Source organism: Pseudomonas soli (genome assembly GCF_021283165.2).
Lineage (GTDB): Bacteria > Pseudomonadota > Gammaproteobacteria > Pseudomonadales > Pseudomonadaceae > Aquipseudomonas > Aquipseudomonas soli.
Map to the genome: position 1 here is coordinate 1,884,770 of NZ_CP128543.1, position 15,053 is coordinate 1,899,822.

General features: G+C 64.1%; 16 protein-coding genes. 13 read left to right on the forward strand and 3 right to left on the reverse strand.

Translation table 11 applies throughout. The features are described from left to right. Positions 1–3: 3 nt before the first annotated feature. From LU688_RS08850 to murB, 4 genes are read left to right on the forward strand one after another with little or no spacing between them, the layout of a single operon-like run. Entirely contained in the window at positions 4–189 is a 186-nt protein-coding gene (locus LU688_RS08850; protein ID WP_003247142.1) for a Trm112 family protein, read from the forward strand. Next, positions 186–950, forward strand: a complete 765-nt coding sequence (gene kdsB, locus LU688_RS08855) for a 3-deoxy-manno-octulosonate cytidylyltransferase (protein WP_094010656.1) — start codon at positions 186–188, stop codon at positions 948–950. Before LU688_RS08850 ends, kdsB begins: the two co-directional genes overlap by 4 nt. Further along, on the forward strand, positions 950–1,414 hold the full coding sequence (locus tag LU688_RS08860) for a low molecular weight protein-tyrosine-phosphatase (protein WP_038705674.1): 465 nt from the start codon (positions 950–952) through the stop codon (positions 1,412–1,414). Before kdsB ends, LU688_RS08860 begins: the two co-directional genes overlap by 1 nt. Beyond that, positions 1,411–2,430 carry a UDP-N-acetylmuramate dehydrogenase gene (gene murB, locus LU688_RS08865; protein WP_160291067.1) on the forward strand — a complete coding sequence of 340 codons (1,020 nt, stop codon included), beginning with the start codon at positions 1,411–1,413 and terminating at the stop codon, positions 2,428–2,430. Before LU688_RS08860 ends, murB begins: the two co-directional genes overlap by 4 nt. 50 nt (positions 2,431–2,480) lie before the next feature. On the opposite strand, the gene LU688_RS08870 is transcribed toward murB, so the two are convergent. Together LU688_RS08870 and rne are read right to left on the reverse strand one after the other, a co-directional pair. Beyond that, entirely contained in the window at positions 2,481–3,347 is an 867-nt protein-coding gene (locus LU688_RS08870) for an EndoS/ChiA family endoglycosidase (RefSeq protein WP_160291068.1), read from the reverse strand. A gap of 151 nt (positions 3,348–3,498) precedes the next feature. Then, positions 3,499–6,714, reverse strand: coding sequence for a ribonuclease E (gene rne / locus LU688_RS08875; RefSeq protein ID WP_094010653.1), 3,216 nt, complete (start codon positions 6,712–6,714; stop codon positions 3,499–3,501). Between the two features lie 793 nt (positions 6,715–7,507). Between rne and rluC the strand changes: the two genes are divergently transcribed. From rluC to LU688_RS08890, 3 genes are read left to right on the forward strand one after another with little or no spacing between them, the layout of a single operon-like run. Beyond that, positions 7,508–8,461, forward strand: coding sequence for a 23S rRNA pseudouridine(955/2504/2580) synthase RluC (rluC, locus tag LU688_RS08880; protein ID WP_094010652.1), 954 nt, complete (start codon positions 7,508–7,510; stop codon positions 8,459–8,461). 3 nt (positions 8,462–8,464) lie between these two features. After that, positions 8,465–9,145 (forward strand): HAD family hydrolase, encoded by a 681-nt coding sequence (locus tag LU688_RS08885; RefSeq protein ID WP_094010651.1) that lies wholly within the window; start codon positions 8,465–8,467, stop codon positions 9,143–9,145. A gap of 2 nt (positions 9,146–9,147) precedes the next feature. Further along, positions 9,148–10,134, forward strand: a complete 987-nt coding sequence (locus LU688_RS08890) for a S49 family peptidase (protein ID WP_104444240.1) — start codon at positions 9,148–9,150, stop codon at positions 10,132–10,134. Between the two features lie 94 nt (positions 10,135–10,228). Here LU688_RS08890 and LU688_RS08895 read toward each other — a convergent pair whose 3' ends face one another. Next, positions 10,229–10,807 carry a Maf family protein gene (locus tag LU688_RS08895; protein ID WP_104444239.1) on the reverse strand — a complete coding sequence of 193 codons (579 nt, stop codon included), beginning with the start codon at positions 10,805–10,807 and terminating at the stop codon, positions 10,229–10,231. 96 nt (positions 10,808–10,903) lie between these two features. Here LU688_RS08895 and LU688_RS08900 point away from each other — a divergent pair, with 96 nt between their 5' ends. The 6 genes from LU688_RS08900 to acpP all read left to right on the forward strand — a co-directional run bounded on the left by LU688_RS08900 (position 10,904) and on the right by acpP (position 15,003). After that, the gene (locus tag LU688_RS08900) at positions 10,904–11,431 is read left to right on the forward strand and encodes a YceD family protein (RefSeq protein WP_023630499.1); all 528 of its coding nucleotides are present in this window, start codon (positions 10,904–10,906) and stop codon (positions 11,429–11,431) included. Between the two features lie 13 nt (positions 11,432–11,444). Continuing rightward, positions 11,445–11,627 (forward strand): 50S ribosomal protein L32, encoded by a 183-nt coding sequence (gene rpmF, locus LU688_RS08905; protein WP_008096416.1) that lies wholly within the window; start codon positions 11,445–11,447, stop codon positions 11,625–11,627. 3 nt (positions 11,628–11,630) lie between these two features. Further along, positions 11,631–12,641, forward strand: a complete 1,011-nt coding sequence (plsX, locus tag LU688_RS08910; protein ID WP_094010648.1) for a phosphate acyltransferase PlsX — start codon at positions 11,631–11,633, stop codon at positions 12,639–12,641. Positions 12,642–12,867: 226 nt separating this feature from the next. Further along, positions 12,868–13,806 (forward strand): ACP S-malonyltransferase, encoded by a 939-nt coding sequence (gene fabD / locus LU688_RS08915; RefSeq protein ID WP_023630497.1) that lies wholly within the window; start codon positions 12,868–12,870, stop codon positions 13,804–13,806. A 16-nt stretch (positions 13,807–13,822) separates the two neighbouring features. Beyond that, the gene (fabG, locus tag LU688_RS08920) at positions 13,823–14,563 is read left to right on the forward strand and encodes a 3-oxoacyl-ACP reductase FabG (RefSeq protein WP_160291069.1); all 741 of its coding nucleotides are present in this window, start codon (positions 13,823–13,825) and stop codon (positions 14,561–14,563) included. A 203-nt stretch (positions 14,564–14,766) separates the two neighbouring features. Further along, the gene (acpP, locus tag LU688_RS08925; RefSeq protein WP_023630495.1) at positions 14,767–15,003 is read left to right on the forward strand and encodes an acyl carrier protein; all 237 of its coding nucleotides are present in this window, start codon (positions 14,767–14,769) and stop codon (positions 15,001–15,003) included. Positions 15,004–15,053: the final 50 nt, after the last annotated feature.

The window sequence follows — 15,053 nt, forward strand, 5'->3', positions numbered from 1 at the left end:
CCCATGGACACCAAACTGCTCGATATCCTGGCCTGCCCGATCACCAAGGGCCCGCTCAAGCTCAGCGCCGACAAGACCGAGCTGATCAGCAAGGGCGCGGGCCTGGCCTATCCGATTCGCGATGGCATCCCGGTGATGCTGGAAAGCGAGGCGCGCACCCTGACCGACGACGAGCGCCTGGACAAATGAGCCTGGACTTCACCGTGGTGATCCCCGCCAGGCTGCGCTCCACGCGCCTGCCGGGCAAGCCGCTGCTGGCGATCGCCGGCAAGCCGATGGTCCAGCATGTGTGGGAGCAGGCGCGCAAGAGCGGCGCCAGCCGCGTGGTCATTGCCACCGACGATGCCAGCATCGTCGAGGCCTGCCAGGCGTTCGGCGCCGAAGTGCTGCTGACCCGCGCCGACCACGAGTCGGGCACCGACCGCCTGGCCGAAGTGGCTGCCCAGCTGGGCCTGGCCGCCGATGCCATCGTGGTCAACGTGCAGGGTGACGAGCCGCTGATTCCGCCGGTGATCATCGACCAGGTGGCGGCCAACCTCGCCGCGCACCCCGAGGCCGGCATCGCCACTTTGGCCGAGCCGATCCACGCGCCGCAAACCATCTTCAACCCTAACGCGGTGAAGGTGGTCAGCGACAAGAACGGCCTGGCCCTGACCTTCAGCCGCGCCCCGTTGCCATGGGCCCGCGACGCGTTTGCCAAGGACCGTGAGCGCATGCCCGAAGGCGTTCCTTACCGCCGCCATATCGGCATGTACGCCTACCGCGTGGGCTTCCTTCAGGACTTCGTCGCCTGGGGCCCATGCTGGCTGGAGCAGACCGAGTCGCTGGAGCAGCTGCGTGCCCTGTGGCACGGCGTGCGCATCCACGTTGCCGATGCCATCGAGGCTCCGGCCGTGGGCGTGGATACCCCTGAAGACCTGGAGCGCGTACGGCGCTTGCTGGAGGCCTGATGCGCGTTCTGTTCGTCTGCCTCGGCAATATCTGCCGCTCGCCGACTGCCGAAGGCGTGCTGCGCCATCAGCTCGAGGCCGCCGGCCTCGGTGACGTGGTGCACGTCGCCTCCGCCGGTACCGGCGACTGGCATGTCGGCAAGGCGCCCGACAGCCGTACCTGCAAGGCCGCGCTGGCCCGCGGCTACGACCTGTCGCGCCAGCGCGCCCAGCAGGTCAAGGCGGCGCATTTCGCCGAGTACGACCTGGTCCTGGCCATGGACAAGAGCAACCTCGGCAACCTGCAGGCCCTGCGCCCGCACAACGCCACGGGCGAGCTCGACCTGTTCCTGCGCCGTTATGGCGCGGCCCTGGACGAAGTGCCTGACCCTTACTACGGCGGTGCCGAAGGTTTCGAGCAGGTCCTGGACCTGATCGAAGCGGCCTGCCGTGAGCTGGTCGTGGAAATCAAGGGGCGGTTATGACGGCGAACTGGCAGGAGCGGGTATCGCTCAAGCCCTACAACACTTTCGGCATCGACGTCAGTGCCCGTTATTTCACCCAGGCCCATGACGACGACGAGGCCCGCCAGGCACTGGCCCAGGCCGCTGCGCGGCAGGTGCCGGTGCTGGTCATTGGCGGTGGCAGCAACCTGCTGCTGTCCCGCGATGTCGACGCCCTGGTGCTGCATATGGCCAGCCGTGGGCGGCGCCTGCTCAGCGACGACGGCGAGCGTGTGGTGGTCGAGGCCGAGGCCGGCGAGCCCTGGCATCCGTTCGTGCAGTGGAGCCTCGACCAGGGGCTGTGCGGGCTGGAGAACCTCAGCCTGATCCCCGGCACCGTCGGCGCTGCGCCGATGCAGAACGTCGGCGCCTATGGCGTGGAGATCAAGGACGTGTTCGCCGGCTTGACCGCGCTGGACCGCGAGACCGGCGAGCTGCGTGACTTCTCGCTGGAGGCGTGCGGTTTCGGCTATCGCGACAGCCTGTTCAAGCGCAATCCGGGCCGCTGGCTGATCCTGCGCGTGCGCTTTGCGCTGAGCCGGTCGTTGCAGGCGCACCTGGACTACGGCCCGGTGCGTCAGCGCCTGGCGGAGCAGGGTGTCGAGCAGCCGACCGCGCAGGCGATCAGCGATGCGATCTGCAGTATCCGTCGGGAAAAGCTGCCAGATCCGGCTGAACTGGGTAACGCCGGGAGCTTCTTCAAGAATCCTGTGGTGCCTACTGCGTTGGCCGAGCGCATTCGTGCCGAGTATCCTGGCGTGGTGGCGTATCCGCAGGCCGACGGCCAGGTGAAGCTGGCGGCCGGCTGGTTGATCGAGCAGGCGGGGTGGAAGGGGTATCGCGATGGCGATGCCGGTGTGCACCGTTTGCAGTCGCTGGTGCTGGTGAACTACGGCCAGGCGAGCGGGGCGCAGTTGCATGGGCTGGCGCAGCGGATCCAGGCGGATATCCTTGAGCGCTTTGGGGTCGAGCTGGAGATGGAGCCGAACCTGTACTGATGGGCTGGCCCTATCATGCAGCAGCCCCGTGAGCACTCCGAAAGCCTCGCCTAGCGCGACGGGGCAATGCGGAGCACTCTGGCCAGCCAGTTGCGCAAAACCGTTTGCCAGGCCCGACGTCGGCGCGGGGCCATCGCTGCCTTGAGGTGCTTGGTCCAGGCAAAGTTCGTGGGTTGCAAGGTGTCATCACCTTCTTTTACGCCGTCACGGTCTACTGCGTAGGAGAAAATCCCGGCCTTGGGTCCTTGAGTTGGTGTCCAGGCAGCGTAGGCGTGGGCCGTGCTGCTCTCGAGGGGGTCACGTACGTCCCCCCAGCGAGTTCCTCTTTCCTCATAGAAGGAAAATCCAACCATAAACCGGGAGGGCGGCAAGAAGTCCTTGAACATACGATCGTAATGCCCTTGCACCCGGGCAGGAGTCTGGCCGTATGCCTGGAACAGGATGTAGTTCAGCTGGGGGGCCAGTGCGCGTATCAAGGCGACATCGCCGTTCTCGGTCGTGTCGAAGACAAACAGCCTTTCCTGTCCCAGCAAAGTGCGTAACTCTCTGGAAACGGCTTCTGCCTGCTTGCGCTGGGCTTCGTTCAAGGTGTGCTCGATATCGATATCCAGGCCATCCAGGCCAGGGGTGGAAGTGAAGAAGCGTGTGAAGATATCGTTCGCGCTGGCACCGGGCTTGATCAGTTCATCAATGGCGATGGTGCGGACAATCTTGGTCTTTCGGGCATGCAGAGCCGGAATGATTTGTGAGTGCAGGGCTTCCCAGTACCGGGGAGGCTCATTGCCGTCGGGAAACACAAAGGCGATATCCACTTCTGCGGGTAGGTCGCGCATGGATACCTTGTTGTCCGGGTCGCCCGTGGCAATGTCCCGCCACGAGCGAAAGTAGCAACCCATGATGTCTTGTCGATCACTCATTGCAGCTCTCCTGACTGGTGACGCGACGATAGCATCTCGGTCTTCGACGCTCAGCTGGCAAAAATGCTAGGTAATCCCGGAGCCATATCCTGCAAAAAGAAAAAGCCCCGCCAGTTCGCACTGGCGGGGCTTTCTCATTCAGCCGAGGCTATCAGCCGTGATGAGGTTTGTGCTCATCGGCGGTTTCCAGCGCTTGCGCAGGGGCGGCTTCGGCAGCGGCCTGGGCGGCAGCGGCGGCTGCAGCTTCGGCTTCGCGCTTGCGGCGACGCACTTCACGTGGGTCGTTCGGGGCGCGGCCGTTGGCCAGCATCGCCGAAGGCGCTTCGACCGGGGCCGGTGCTTCCTCGGGCACCTGCTCGGCAACGATCGGCGCAGGCTCGGCGGCAGGTGCTTCAGCCACTTCCGGCTGGGCCTCGACCACTGGCTCGACGACCGCTACAGGCTGCTCGGCTACCGGGGCTTCGACCACGGTGGCTTCGACTACCTGCGGCTGCTCGATTTCACCGGCTTCCACGGCAGGGGCTTGCAGCGCCTCGGCGACGACGGCAGGCTGCTCGGCAGGGGCTTCTTCGACCACTGGCTGCGGCGCCACTTCGACCACCGGTTCGATGCTCGGCTCGACGGCGACCACTGGCTCGCTGACCGGTTGCTCGACCACCGGGGCGATGGCGACCTGCTCGGCCACGACCTCGGTGATTTCCACCTGGGTTTCGGCGACAGCGGCGCTGGCGCGCTCAGCCTGCTGGTTGGCTTGGGCTTCGGCATCGGCGCTGATGTTGCTGGTGGCAACGGCGGCGATGACGGCAGTGCCGGCGGCCAGTTCAGCGCCCAGCTCGGTGGCCTGGTGCTGTTGTGGCTGCTGCTCTTCGCCGGCGTCTTCGTCGCCTTCGATCAGCTCGCCATTGGCGTTGCGCTGGCGTTCACGACGGTTGCTGCGACGACGCTGGCCACGGGAGCGGCGGCGCGGACGCTCGCCATCGGTGCCTTCCTGCTCGTCCTGCAGCAGCTCGTCGTTCGGCAGTTGCTCTTCGGCGAGCTCGGCGGCCTGTTCGACGGCCTGCGCCTCAGGGCGCAGCTGGCGCTCTTCGCGCGGAGCGCGTTCTTCACGTGGCGCACGCTCTTCACGAGGGGCGCGTTCTTCACGCGGTGCACGCTCTTCACGTGGTGCGCGTTCTTCACGCGGTGCACGCTCTTCACGTGGTGCGCGTTCTTCACGCGGCGCGCGCTCTTCGCGAGGGGCACGTTCTTCACGTGGTGCACGCTCTTCACGGGCTACACGTTCCTCACGTGGCGCACGCTCTTCACGCGGGGCGCGTTCTTCGCGGGCGGCCGGGGCCGGTGCGGCATCCAGGGGCTCACGCAGTTCGCGCACGCGCTCTTCACGGTTGCCACGGCGGTCTTCGCGCGGCTGGCGCTGACGCTCTTCGCGTGGGGCGCGTTCTTCACGCGGTGCACGCTCTTCGCGTGGCTGGCGCTCTTCACGCGGGGCGCGCTCGCTGCGTTCTTCACGCGGCTTGCGGTCTTCCTCGCGGCGGCCATTGCGGTTGCGGCTCTGCTGGCGACCGTTGCGGCGCTCCTCGTTGCGTGGCGAACGCTCGGTGGCCGGTTTTTCGGTGGTGACGGCCGGTGCGGCGGCAGGCTCTTCCTTGCCGGCGAACAGGCTGACCAGCGACTTGACCAGGCCCTTGAACAGGCTTGGCTCCGGTACGCTAGGTGCCGGTGCCACGGGTGCGGCTGGCTGCTCTTCGACAGCGGCCGGTACCGGTGCGTTGGCGCGGGCCGGTGCGGTCTTCACCGCGGCTTCCTGGCGTACCAGGGTGCGGGTGGCGGTCGGCAGCGGCGCTTCTTCGGTCTCGGCCGAGGCGATTTCGTAGCTGGACTGGTTGTTCAGCACGTCCGGGTTGTCGTCGCGCAGGCGCTGGACTTCGAAATGCGGGGTTTCCAGGTGGTCGTTCGGCAGGATGATGATGCGCGCGCGAGTGCGCAGCTCGATCTTGGTGATCGAGTTGCGTTTCTCGTTGAGCAGGAAGGCGGCCACCGGGATCGGTACCTGGGCGCGCACCTCGGCGGTGCGGTCCTTCAGGGCTTCTTCCTCGATCAGGCGCAGGATTGCCAGCGACAGCGACTCGACGTCACGGATGATGCCGGTACCCGAGCAGCGCGGGCAGACGATGCCGCTGCTCTCGCCCAGCGATGGGCGCAGGCGCTGGCGGGACATTTCCAGCAGGCCGAAGCGCGAGATGCGGCCGACCTGCACACGGGCGCGGTCGGCCTCGAGGCATTCGCGCACGCGTTCTTCGACGGCGCGCTGGTTCTTCGCCGGGGTCATGTCGATGAAGTCGATGACGATCAGGCCGCCGATGTCACGCAGGCGCAGCTGGCGGGCGATCTCTTCGGCCGCTTCCAGGTTGGTCTGCAGGGCGGTTTCCTCGATGTCGCTGCCCTTGGTGGCGCGCGCCGAGTTGATATCGATGGAAACCAGGGCTTCGGTTGGGTCGATCACGATCGAGCCGCCGGACGGCAGGTCGACGACGCGCTGGAAGGCGGTCTCGATCTGGCTTTCGATCTGGAAGCGGTTGAACAGCGGCACGCTGTCTTCGTACAGCTTGACCTTGCTGGCGTACTGCGGCATCACCTGGCGGATGAAGGTCAGGGCTTCTTCCTGGGCGTCGATGCTGTCGATCAGCACTTCGCCGATGTCCTGGCGCAGGTAGTCGCGGATGGCGCGGATGATGACGTTGCTTTCCTGGTAGATCAGGAAGGGCGCGGTACGGTCCAGCGAGGCTTCCTTGATGGCGGTCCACAGCTGCAGCAGGTAGTCGAGGTCCCACTGCATTTCTTCGCTGCTGCGGCCAAGGCCCGCGGTACGCACGATCAGGCCCATGTCGCCCGGAACGGTCAGGCCGTTCAGTGCTTCACGCAGCTCGTTGCGCTCTTCGCCTTCGATGCGGCGGGAGATGCCGCCGGCGCGCGGGTTGTTGGGCATCAGCACCAGGTAGCGGCCGGCCAGGCTGATGAAGGTGGTCAGGGCGGCGCCTTTGTTGCCGCGCTCTTCCTTCTCGACCTGGACGATGACTTCCTGGCCTTCGCTCAGGACTTCCTTGATGTTGACCCGGCCTTCAGGGGCTTTCTTGAAGTATTCGCGGGAGATTTCCTTCAGCGGCAGGAAGCCGTGACGTTCGGAGCCGAAGTCGACGAAGGCGGCTTCAAGGCTGGGCTCGATCCGGGTGATCTTGCCTTTGTAGATGTTGGCCTTTTTCTGCTCACGGGCACCGGACTCGATGTCCAGGTCGTAGAGGCGTTGGCCGTCCACCAGGGCTACACGCAACTCTTCGGGTTGAGTTGCGTTAATCAGCATTCTTTTCATGTTGTACCGTCGGTTTCCGGGCTGCCGGAAACGGCGTTCGGCACACACGACTTTTCATGATCGGTGCCAAGGTGCGCAAAGGGTGGCGAACCACCCCCGTGTCTGACGACGTTCGGCACCAGCCGGTTGCCCAGCCTGCCGTTGTCGCGACGACGCGTCCTGTTTTGCGGTGCCAAAAGACCTGTCGAGCTTTTCGAAGGTTATCCGAATCAATCGAGCGGGCCTGGTGCACTCAGTCAGGAGGAGGAATCAACCGGTCGTCCGTGGATGCCACGAGGGCGTCTGTTCAGGACCTTGCCCGCTCATCGCCCGTTGAGTGGGGCGCTGGGTCGGGTTCGGTGCCACACGGTCCGAAGGCTGTGCATCTCCACCCTGCACGTATCCCTGAAAATTCGGTGCTGCCGCGCGCTGAATCCGCAACGGGTTGCATTTTTCGCCAGCCCGGTTCCGGGCTGGCGCCATGACATATCCAAGGCAGGTATTTCCGAAGCATTCGCCCGAATGCGCGGAAACGACGGTGGCGGGCAGAGGTACGGCGAAAAGAAGCGGGTAAGCAGGTGAAACACCGCACTTGTCGTTTTTTTCGGTCTTCTCTACACAGCGCTGGTGGCGATTCCAGGCATTTAGTTAAACTGGCAAACGCTCCGTAGGACGGCCTCGCGTCCTCGGAATTGCGATGGTCAGGGCCGGCGTAGAGCCTGATGCCGCTGGCCTGCCGCTTTTGGCGGCGTTCGCGACTATAGCAGTTATGATTAAGTGCTTCAATTCCATAAAAAATTGTTATGATCCCGCCATGACGACCAATACCCCTCCGACTTCCGGCGTTCAGCTGATCGAAGTCGCGCCGGAGCTTGCCGGCCAACGCATCGACAATTTCCTCATCACCGCGCTCAAGGGCGTGCCCAAGACGCTGGTCTACCGCATCCTGCGCAAGGGCGAGGTGCGGGTCAACAAGGGTCGTATCAAGCCTGAGTACAAGCTGCAGGCTGGCGACATCGTGCGGGTGCCGCCGGTGCGCCTGCCCGAGCGCGATGAGCCCGCGCCGGTCGCCCAGGGGCTGTTGCAGCGCCTGGAGGCCGCGATTGTCTATGAAGACAAGGCGCTTATCGTGATGAACAAGCCGGCCGGTATTGCCGTGCATGGCGGCAGCGGCCTGAGCTTCGGGGTGATCGAGGCGCTGCGCCAGTTGCGCCCCGACGCCAAGGAGCTGGAGCTGGTGCACCGCCTGGACCGCGACACCTCGGGCCTGTTGATGATCGCCAAGAAGCGCAGCATGCTGCGCCACCTGCATGCCGCGCTGCGCGGCGATGGCGTGGACAAGCGCTACATGGCGCTGGTGCGCGGCCATTGGCCGACCTCGAAGAAGCAGGTCAATGCGCCGCTGCAGAAGAGCAACCTGCGCTCCGGCGAACGCATGGTCGAGGTCAATGACGAGGGCAAGGACGCGCTGACGCTGTTCCGCGTGCTGCGCCGTTTCGGCGAATTCGCCACGATTGTCGAAGCGCGGCCGATTACCGGGCGCACCCACCAGATCCGCGTGCACACCCTGCATGCCGGGCACATGATCGCCGGCGACAGCAAGTACGGCGATGAAGACTTCAGCCGCGAGATTCGCGACCTGGGTGGCAAGCGCCTGTTCCTGCACGCCTACCAGTTGACCGTGCCGCTGCCCGACGGCGGCGAGCTCAAGCTCGAGGCGCCGGTGGACGAGATGTGGGCCAAGACCATCGAGCGGTTGGCGTCCTGAGCCATGAATAAAAGTTATGACCTGCTGATCTTCGACTGGGATGGCACGCTGGCCGATTCCATCGGGCGCATTGTCGAGGCCATGAACGTGGCCGCCGGGCGTGCCGGGGAGGCTGCCAGCAGCGACGAGGCGATCAAGGGCATCATTGGCCTGGCGCTGGGGGAGGCGATCGCCACTCTGTATCCGCATCTTGAGCCGCCGCAGGTGGAGACATTCCGCCAGCATTACGCCGATGTCTACATGGCGCTGGATCAACAGCCGTCGCCACTGTTCGACGGTGTGGTCGAGTCGCTGGCGGCGTTCCGTGCCGAGGGGTATCGTCTGGCGGTGGCCACCGGCAAGGCGCGGCGCGGTCTGGATCGGGTGCTCAAGGCCAATGGCTGGGAACGCTACTTCGACATTACCCGGGCGGCCGACGAAACCCGCGGCAAGCCGCATCCGCTGATGCTCGAGGAGATTCTCGCTCATTGCCAGGTCGAACCCGGGCGGGCGCTGATGGTCGGAGATTCGGCGTTCGACCTGCAGATGGCCAGCAACGCTGGCATGCATTCGGTCGCCGTGGGCTATGGCGCCATGTCGCTGCAGGCCTTGGCCGAATTTGGCCCGCAAGTGTGCATCGAGCATTTTTCCCAGTTGCGCGAATGGCTGGACAGGCCTGCGCAGATCAATTTCCAAGGTAGGTGAGCATGACTGACGAGTGGAAGGCGCCCGAGGCTGATGAGGCCGGCGAGGAGCGCAAGAGCTGGAAGTTACTGGAGAAGACCTTGCTGGCGGGTGTCCAGGAGCAGCGTCGGGCGCGGCGCTGGGGGATTTTCTTCAAGCTGCTGACCTTTATTTACCTGTTCGGCATCCTGTTCCTGTTCACGCCATTGATGGATGTGGACAAGGCCGCCTCGCGCAGCGGCAGTCATACTGCGCTGGTCGAGGTGCGCGGGGTGATCGCCGATCAGGAACCTGCCAGCGCCGACAATATCGTCAAGAGCCTGCGCGAAGCCTTCAAGGATCCCAAAACCAAGGCTGTGGTCATGCGCGTCAACAGCCCGGGCGGCAGCCCGGTGCAGGCGGGCTATGTGTACGACGAGATCCGTCGTCTGCGCGCCGAATATCCGGCCATCAAGCTGTACGCGGTGATTGCCGACCTGGGTGCCTCCGGCGCCTACTACATTGCCAGCGCGGCCGACGAGATCTATGCCGACAAGGCCAGCCTGGTCGGCTCCATTGGCGTCACCGCGGCGGGCTACGGCTTTGTCGGCACCATGGACAAGCTGGGCGTGGAGCGGCGCACCTACACGGCGGGCGAACACAAGGCCTTCCTTGATCCGTTCTCGCCACAGAAGCCGGAAGAGACCGCGTTCTGGCAGGGCGTGCTGGATACCACGCACCGCCAGTTCATCGCCATGGTCAAGCAGGGGCGTGGCGAGCGCCTGAAAGACAAGGATCACCCTGAGTTGTTCAGCGGGCTGATCTGGTCGGGCGAGCAGGCCAAGGAACTGGGTCTGGTGGACGGGCTGGGCAGTGCCAGCTATGTCGCCCGCGAAATCGTGGGCGAGAAGGAGCTGGTGGACTTCACCGTGCAGGAGTCGCCGTTCGATCGTTTCTCCAAGCGCATCGGTGCCAGTGTGGCGGAGCGCCTGGCGCTGTACATGGGCTTCCAGGGTCCTTCGCTGCGTTGATCTGAAGTCGGCGTGGCATTCATCGCGGGGCAAGCCCGCTCCCACAGGTCGCACATTGGCCACGTGGGAGCGGGCTTGCCCCGCGATTGCATTTTCAAGGCACCAGCACGCCTTCCTTGTGCAGCATGTCCACCAGCCGAATCAGCGGCAGCCCGATCAGGCTCGTGGCGTCGCAGCCATGGGTGCTCTGGAACAGGCTGACCCCCAAGCCCTCCGCCTTGAAGCTGCCGGCGCAGTCCAGTGGCTGCTCGGCCGTCACGTAGCGCTCCACGCGCTCGCGATCCTGCTCGCGCATCGTCACGGTAAACGGCACGCAATCGACCTGGCAGTGGCCGGTGGCGCTGTTCAGCAGTGCCAGCCCGGTGAGGAAGGTGACTTGCTGTCCGCTGGCCTCCAACAACTGCTCGCAGGCGCGTTCGAAGGTGTGGGGCTTGCCGAGGATCTGCTCGCCCAGTACCGCCACCTGGTCAGAGCCGATGATCAGGTGGTCGGGGTGACTGGCGGCCAGGGCTTCGGCCTTCTGTCGGGCCAGGCGGCGGACCAGCTCGACGGCGGGCTCGCCATCGAGGCGCCGTTCGTCAAGGTCGGGGCTTGCCCAGGTGAAGGGCAGGCGCAGGCGGGTGAGCAGTTCGCGGCGGTAGGGCGAGCTGGAAGCCAGTAACAAGGGAAGCATGGTAGACTCCTGGGCAATTGCCCCGAATTCTAACATGCGAGATGGCACCTAATTTCCTTTGACAGGGAGGGGGTGCATCCCTAGAATGCTGCGCCTATGTTGAATGACCCGATTCCACCTCACGTTGACCCGCGCAAATTGGCTGATCGTGGCGTAACCCTCGAAGGTTCGCTGCAACTCGCTGATTTGGAAAGACTCTGCGACCCGCTTTCCGACAATGTCGGTACGGTGCAGGCGAAGTTCGATTTTGAACGAGATGAACAGCACGTAGTGGTTATCCACAGCGCGCTGGATGTCGAAGTCAAGATGGTTTGCCAGCGTTGTCTTGAGCTGGTCACCCTGCCGATCCACAGCGAATGTACGTACGCCGTGGTGAAGGAGGGTGCGAATACCCAGTCGTTGCCGAAAGGCTATGACGTGCTGGAACTGGGCGAAGATCCTTTGGATCTGCAGGCGCTGGTCGAGGAAGAGCTGTTGCTCGCCCTGCCGATCGTGCCTGCTCATCATCCGGAAGAATGCCAGCAGCCGGCGGGACTCGATGAGCCCGAGCCGAGCAAGGACGAGGTATCGCGGTCCAACCCGTTCAGTGTATTGGCGCAGTTAAAGCGTGACCCAAACGTTTAGGAGTTAATCAATTATGGCTGTTCAGCAGAACAAAAAATCCCGCTCTGCCCGTGACATGCGCCGTTCGCACGACGCCCTGTCGGAAAACGCCCTGTCCGTAGAGAAGAGCACCGGTGAAGTACACCTGCGTCACCACGTTTCGCCAGAAGGCGTATACCGTGGTCGCAAAGTGATCGACAAGGGCGCTGACGAGTAATCCTTGTCCGCTCAGATCATCGCGATCGACGCAATGGGCGGGGACTTCGGTCCCCGCAGCATTGTCCAGGCTAGCATTGCCTGCCTATCGGCTACCCCCTCGCTGCACCTGACCCTCGTCGGTCAACCCTCCCTCCTTGAAGATCTTGTCGGCGGCCTTGCGGCTGCGGATCGCGCGCGCCTGCAGATTGTTGCGGCCAGCGAAGTGATCGGCATGGACGAGCGGCCATCGCAGGCGTTGCGGGGCAAGCCGGACGCGTCGATGCGCATCGCCCTCGAACTGGTGCGTGATGGCAAGGCCCAGGCCTGCGTAAGTGCCGGCAATACCGGCGCGCTCATGGCTTTGTCGCGCTTCGTGCTCAAGACCTTGCCCGGTATCGATCGCCCGGCGATGGTGGCGGCGATTCCGACCCAGGCCGGCTACTGCCAGCTGCTTGACCTTGGTGCCAACGTCGACTGCAGCGCGGAAAACCTCTACCAGTTCGCCGTGATGGGCTCGGTGGCCGCCCAGGCCCTGGGCGTGCATCGGCCGCGTGTGGCGCTGCTCAATATCGGTACCGAGGACATCAAGGGCAACCAGCAGGTCAAGCTGGCCGCCAGCCTGTTGCAGAACGCCCGGGGGCTGAACTACATCGGTTTCGTCGAGGGTGACGGGCTGTACCGTGGCGAGGCGGACGTGGTGGTGTGCGACGGTTTCGTCGGCAATATCCTGCTCAAGTCCAGCGAAGGCCTGGCGACCATGATCGGTGCCCGTATCGAGGCGCTGTTCCGTGGCGGGCTGTTGGCGCGAGCCGCAGGTGCCCTGGCCATGCCGCTGCTCAAGCGCCTGCAGGCCGACCTGGCGCCTGCGCGACACAATGGCGCGAGTTTCCTGGGATTGCAGGGCATTGTCATCAAGAGTCACGGCTCTGCGGGCGTGCAGGGCTTCCAAAGCGCGATCCAGCGTGCCTTGATCGAGATTCAGGAAAACCTGCCGCAGCGCCTGCATGGGCGTCTCGAAGACTTGTTGCCGTGATGTCGGCGTGGGCTTCATCGCGGATGAATCCGCTCCTGCAGGGGGTAGGTTCGCTTGTAGAAGCGGATTCATCCGCGATGCGGCCAAAACAGGTCTTAGGCATATCCGCGATGAAGTGCTTAAATGTGACCGCTTGGTCCGCCATTCCATCCAAGCTTTCAGATTGCGCGTCTGGCCCGCGGCCTGGCGCACCCTATCCGACGACAAGATCATAAGGGCTTGTTCAATGTCTGCATCCCTCGCATTCGTCTTTCCTGGTCAAGGTTCCCAGTCGCTGGGCATGCTCGCAGAGCTGGGCGCCGAAAAACCGGTAATCGTCGAGACCTTCAAGGAAGCGTCCGAGGCCCTGGGCTACGACCTGTGGAAACTGGTCCAGGAAGGCCCGGAAGAGCAACTCAACCAGACCGACAAGACCCAGCCGGCCATTCTCACCGCCTCCATCGCCTTATGGCGCCTGTGGCTGGAAGAGGGTGGCGCGCAGCCGGCCTTCGTCGCCGGGCACAGTCTGGGTGAATACAGCGCCCTGGTCGCCGCTGGCAGCCTGTCGCTCAAAGATGCCGTACGCCTGGTCGAGCGCCGTGGCCAGCTGATGCAGGAGGCTGTGCCTGCCGGCCATGGTGCCATGGCCGCCATCCTTGGCCTGGACGACGCCGTCGTGGTCGAGATTTGCGCCGAAGCCGCCGAAGACGAAGTGGTCAGCGCGGTGAACTTCAACTCGCCGGGCCAGGTGGTCATCGCCGGCAACAAGGCTGCGGTCGATCGTGCCATCGAGCTGTGCAAGGCCAAGGGCGCCAAGCGTGCCCTGCCATTGGCGGTCAGCGTGCCATCGCACTGCGCCCTGATGAAGCCGGCCGCCGAGCGCTTCGCCGAGTCGGTCAACGCCATCGAATGGAAAGCGCCGCAGATCCCGGTGGTGCAGAACGTCACCGCGGCCATCGCCGCCGACCTCGATGCCCTCAAGCAAGACCTGCTGGCGCAACTGTACCAGCCGGTACGCTGGGTCGAGTGCGTGCAGGCGCTGGCCGAGCGCGGTGCGGTCAACCTCGTCGAATGCGGCCCGGGCAAGGTCCTGGCTGGCCTGAACAAGCGTTGCGCCGACGGCGTGACCACCTACAACCTCAACACCCCAGACGCCGTCGCCGCCACCCGTGCGGCGCTGGCCTGAATTCGGAGAAGCTTGCATGAGCCTGCAAGGTAAAGTTGCACTGGTCACCGGCGCCAGCCGTGGTATCGGCCAGGCCATCGCCCTCGAGCTGGGCCGCCAGGGCGCTACCGTGATCGGTACCGCCACCACCGCTTCCGGTGCCGAGCGCATTGCCGTCACCCTGAAAGAGCACGGCATCAACGGTACCGGCCTTGAGCTGAACGTCACCAGTGCCGAGTCCGTGGATGCGGTGCTGGGCGCCATCGGCGAGCAGTTCGGCGCGCCGGCCATCCTGGTCAACAACGCCGGCATCACCCGCGACAACCTGATGCTGCGCATGAAGGACGATGAGTGGTTCGATGTGATCGACACCAACCTCAACAGCCTCTACCGTCTGTCCAAGGGCGTGCTGCGCGGCATGACCAAGGCCCGTTGGGGCCGTATCATCAGCATCGGTTCGGTGGTGGGTGCCATGGGCAACGCCGGCCAGGCCAACTACGCCGCCGCCAAGGCAGGCCTGGAAGGCTTCAGCCGTGCCCTGGCCCGCGAAGTGGGCTCACGTGGTATCACCGTCAACTCGGTGACCCCGGGCTTCATCGACACCGACATGACCCGCGAACTGCCCGAAGCGCAGCGCGAGGCCCTGCAGAAAGAGATTCCGCTGGGCCGCCTGGGCCAGGCCGAGGAAATCGCGAAAGTGGTTTCCTTCCTGGCTTCCGACGGCGCAGCCTATGTCACCGGTGCCACCGTGCCGGTGAACGGCGGGATGTACATGTAAAACCGCAACTCAATGTGACGGATTGCTTCAAAAAAGAGTCATACTCCGAGCCTAAAATCCGTTATAAAGCTGCAACCAGATTCCGGGCAGAGGGCCCGGTGACTTGGTGGAAGGCGCGTTACGCTTGAAAAGCAGGCGTCTTCCTATAAACTTGGTCACCGGCCAGCTGCCTGACATATGTCCATTAGGAGTGAAAACTAGGTATGAGCACCATCGAAGAACGCGTCAAGAAAATCGTCGCCGAGCAACTGGGCGTCAAGGAAGATGAAGTCAAGAACGAATCTTCCTTCGTTGAGGACCTGGGTGCCGATTCGCTTGACACTGTTGAGCTGGTGATGGCTCTGGAAGAGGAATTCGAGACCGAAATCCCTGACGAAGAAGCCGAGAAGATCACTACCGTTCAAGCTGCCATCGACTACGTCAACGCCCACCAGGCCTAAGACGCTGTAGTCGACGCTTCTTGTCGGGAAAAACCGCACTGCCTTTGCCG

Bases quoted from the DNA above. Each gene is read 5' to 3' on its own strand.
- LU688_RS08850 (WP_003247142.1), top strand. From the start codon at position 4: ATGGACACCAAACTGCTCGATATCCTGGCCTGCCCGATCACCAAGGGC.
- kdsB (WP_094010656.1), top strand. From the start codon at position 186: ATGAGCCTGGACTTCACCGTGGTGATCCCCGCCAGGCTGCGCTCCACG.
- LU688_RS08860 (WP_038705674.1), top strand. From the start codon at position 950: ATGCGCGTTCTGTTCGTCTGCCTCGGCAATATCTGCCGCTCGCCGACT.
- murB (WP_160291067.1), top strand. From the start codon at position 1,411: ATGACGGCGAACTGGCAGGAGCGGGTATCGCTCAAGCCCTACAACACT.
- LU688_RS08870 (WP_160291068.1), bottom strand. From the start codon at position 3,347: ATGAGTGATCGACAAGACATCATGGGTTGCTACTTTCGCTCGTGGCGG.
- rne (WP_094010653.1), bottom strand. From the start codon at position 6,714: ATGAAAAGAATGCTGATTAACGCAACTCAACCCGAAGAGTTGCGTGTA.
- rluC (WP_094010652.1), top strand. From the start codon at position 7,508: ATGACGACCAATACCCCTCCGACTTCCGGCGTTCAGCTGATCGAAGTC.
- LU688_RS08885 (WP_094010651.1), top strand. From the start codon at position 8,465: ATGAATAAAAGTTATGACCTGCTGATCTTCGACTGGGATGGCACGCTG.
- LU688_RS08890 (WP_104444240.1), top strand. From the start codon at position 9,148: ATGACTGACGAGTGGAAGGCGCCCGAGGCTGATGAGGCCGGCGAGGAG.
- LU688_RS08895 (WP_104444239.1), bottom strand. From the start codon at position 10,807: ATGCTTCCCTTGTTACTGGCTTCCAGCTCGCCCTACCGCCGCGAACTG.
- LU688_RS08900 (WP_023630499.1), top strand. From the start codon at position 10,904: ATGTTGAATGACCCGATTCCACCTCACGTTGACCCGCGCAAATTGGCT.
- rpmF (WP_008096416.1), top strand. From the start codon at position 11,445: ATGGCTGTTCAGCAGAACAAAAAATCCCGCTCTGCCCGTGACATGCGC.
- fabD (WP_023630497.1), top strand. From the start codon at position 12,868: ATGTCTGCATCCCTCGCATTCGTCTTTCCTGGTCAAGGTTCCCAGTCG.
- fabG (WP_160291069.1), top strand. From the start codon at position 13,823: ATGAGCCTGCAAGGTAAAGTTGCACTGGTCACCGGCGCCAGCCGTGGT.
- acpP (WP_023630495.1), top strand. From the start codon at position 14,767: ATGAGCACCATCGAAGAACGCGTCAAGAAAATCGTCGCCGAGCAACTG.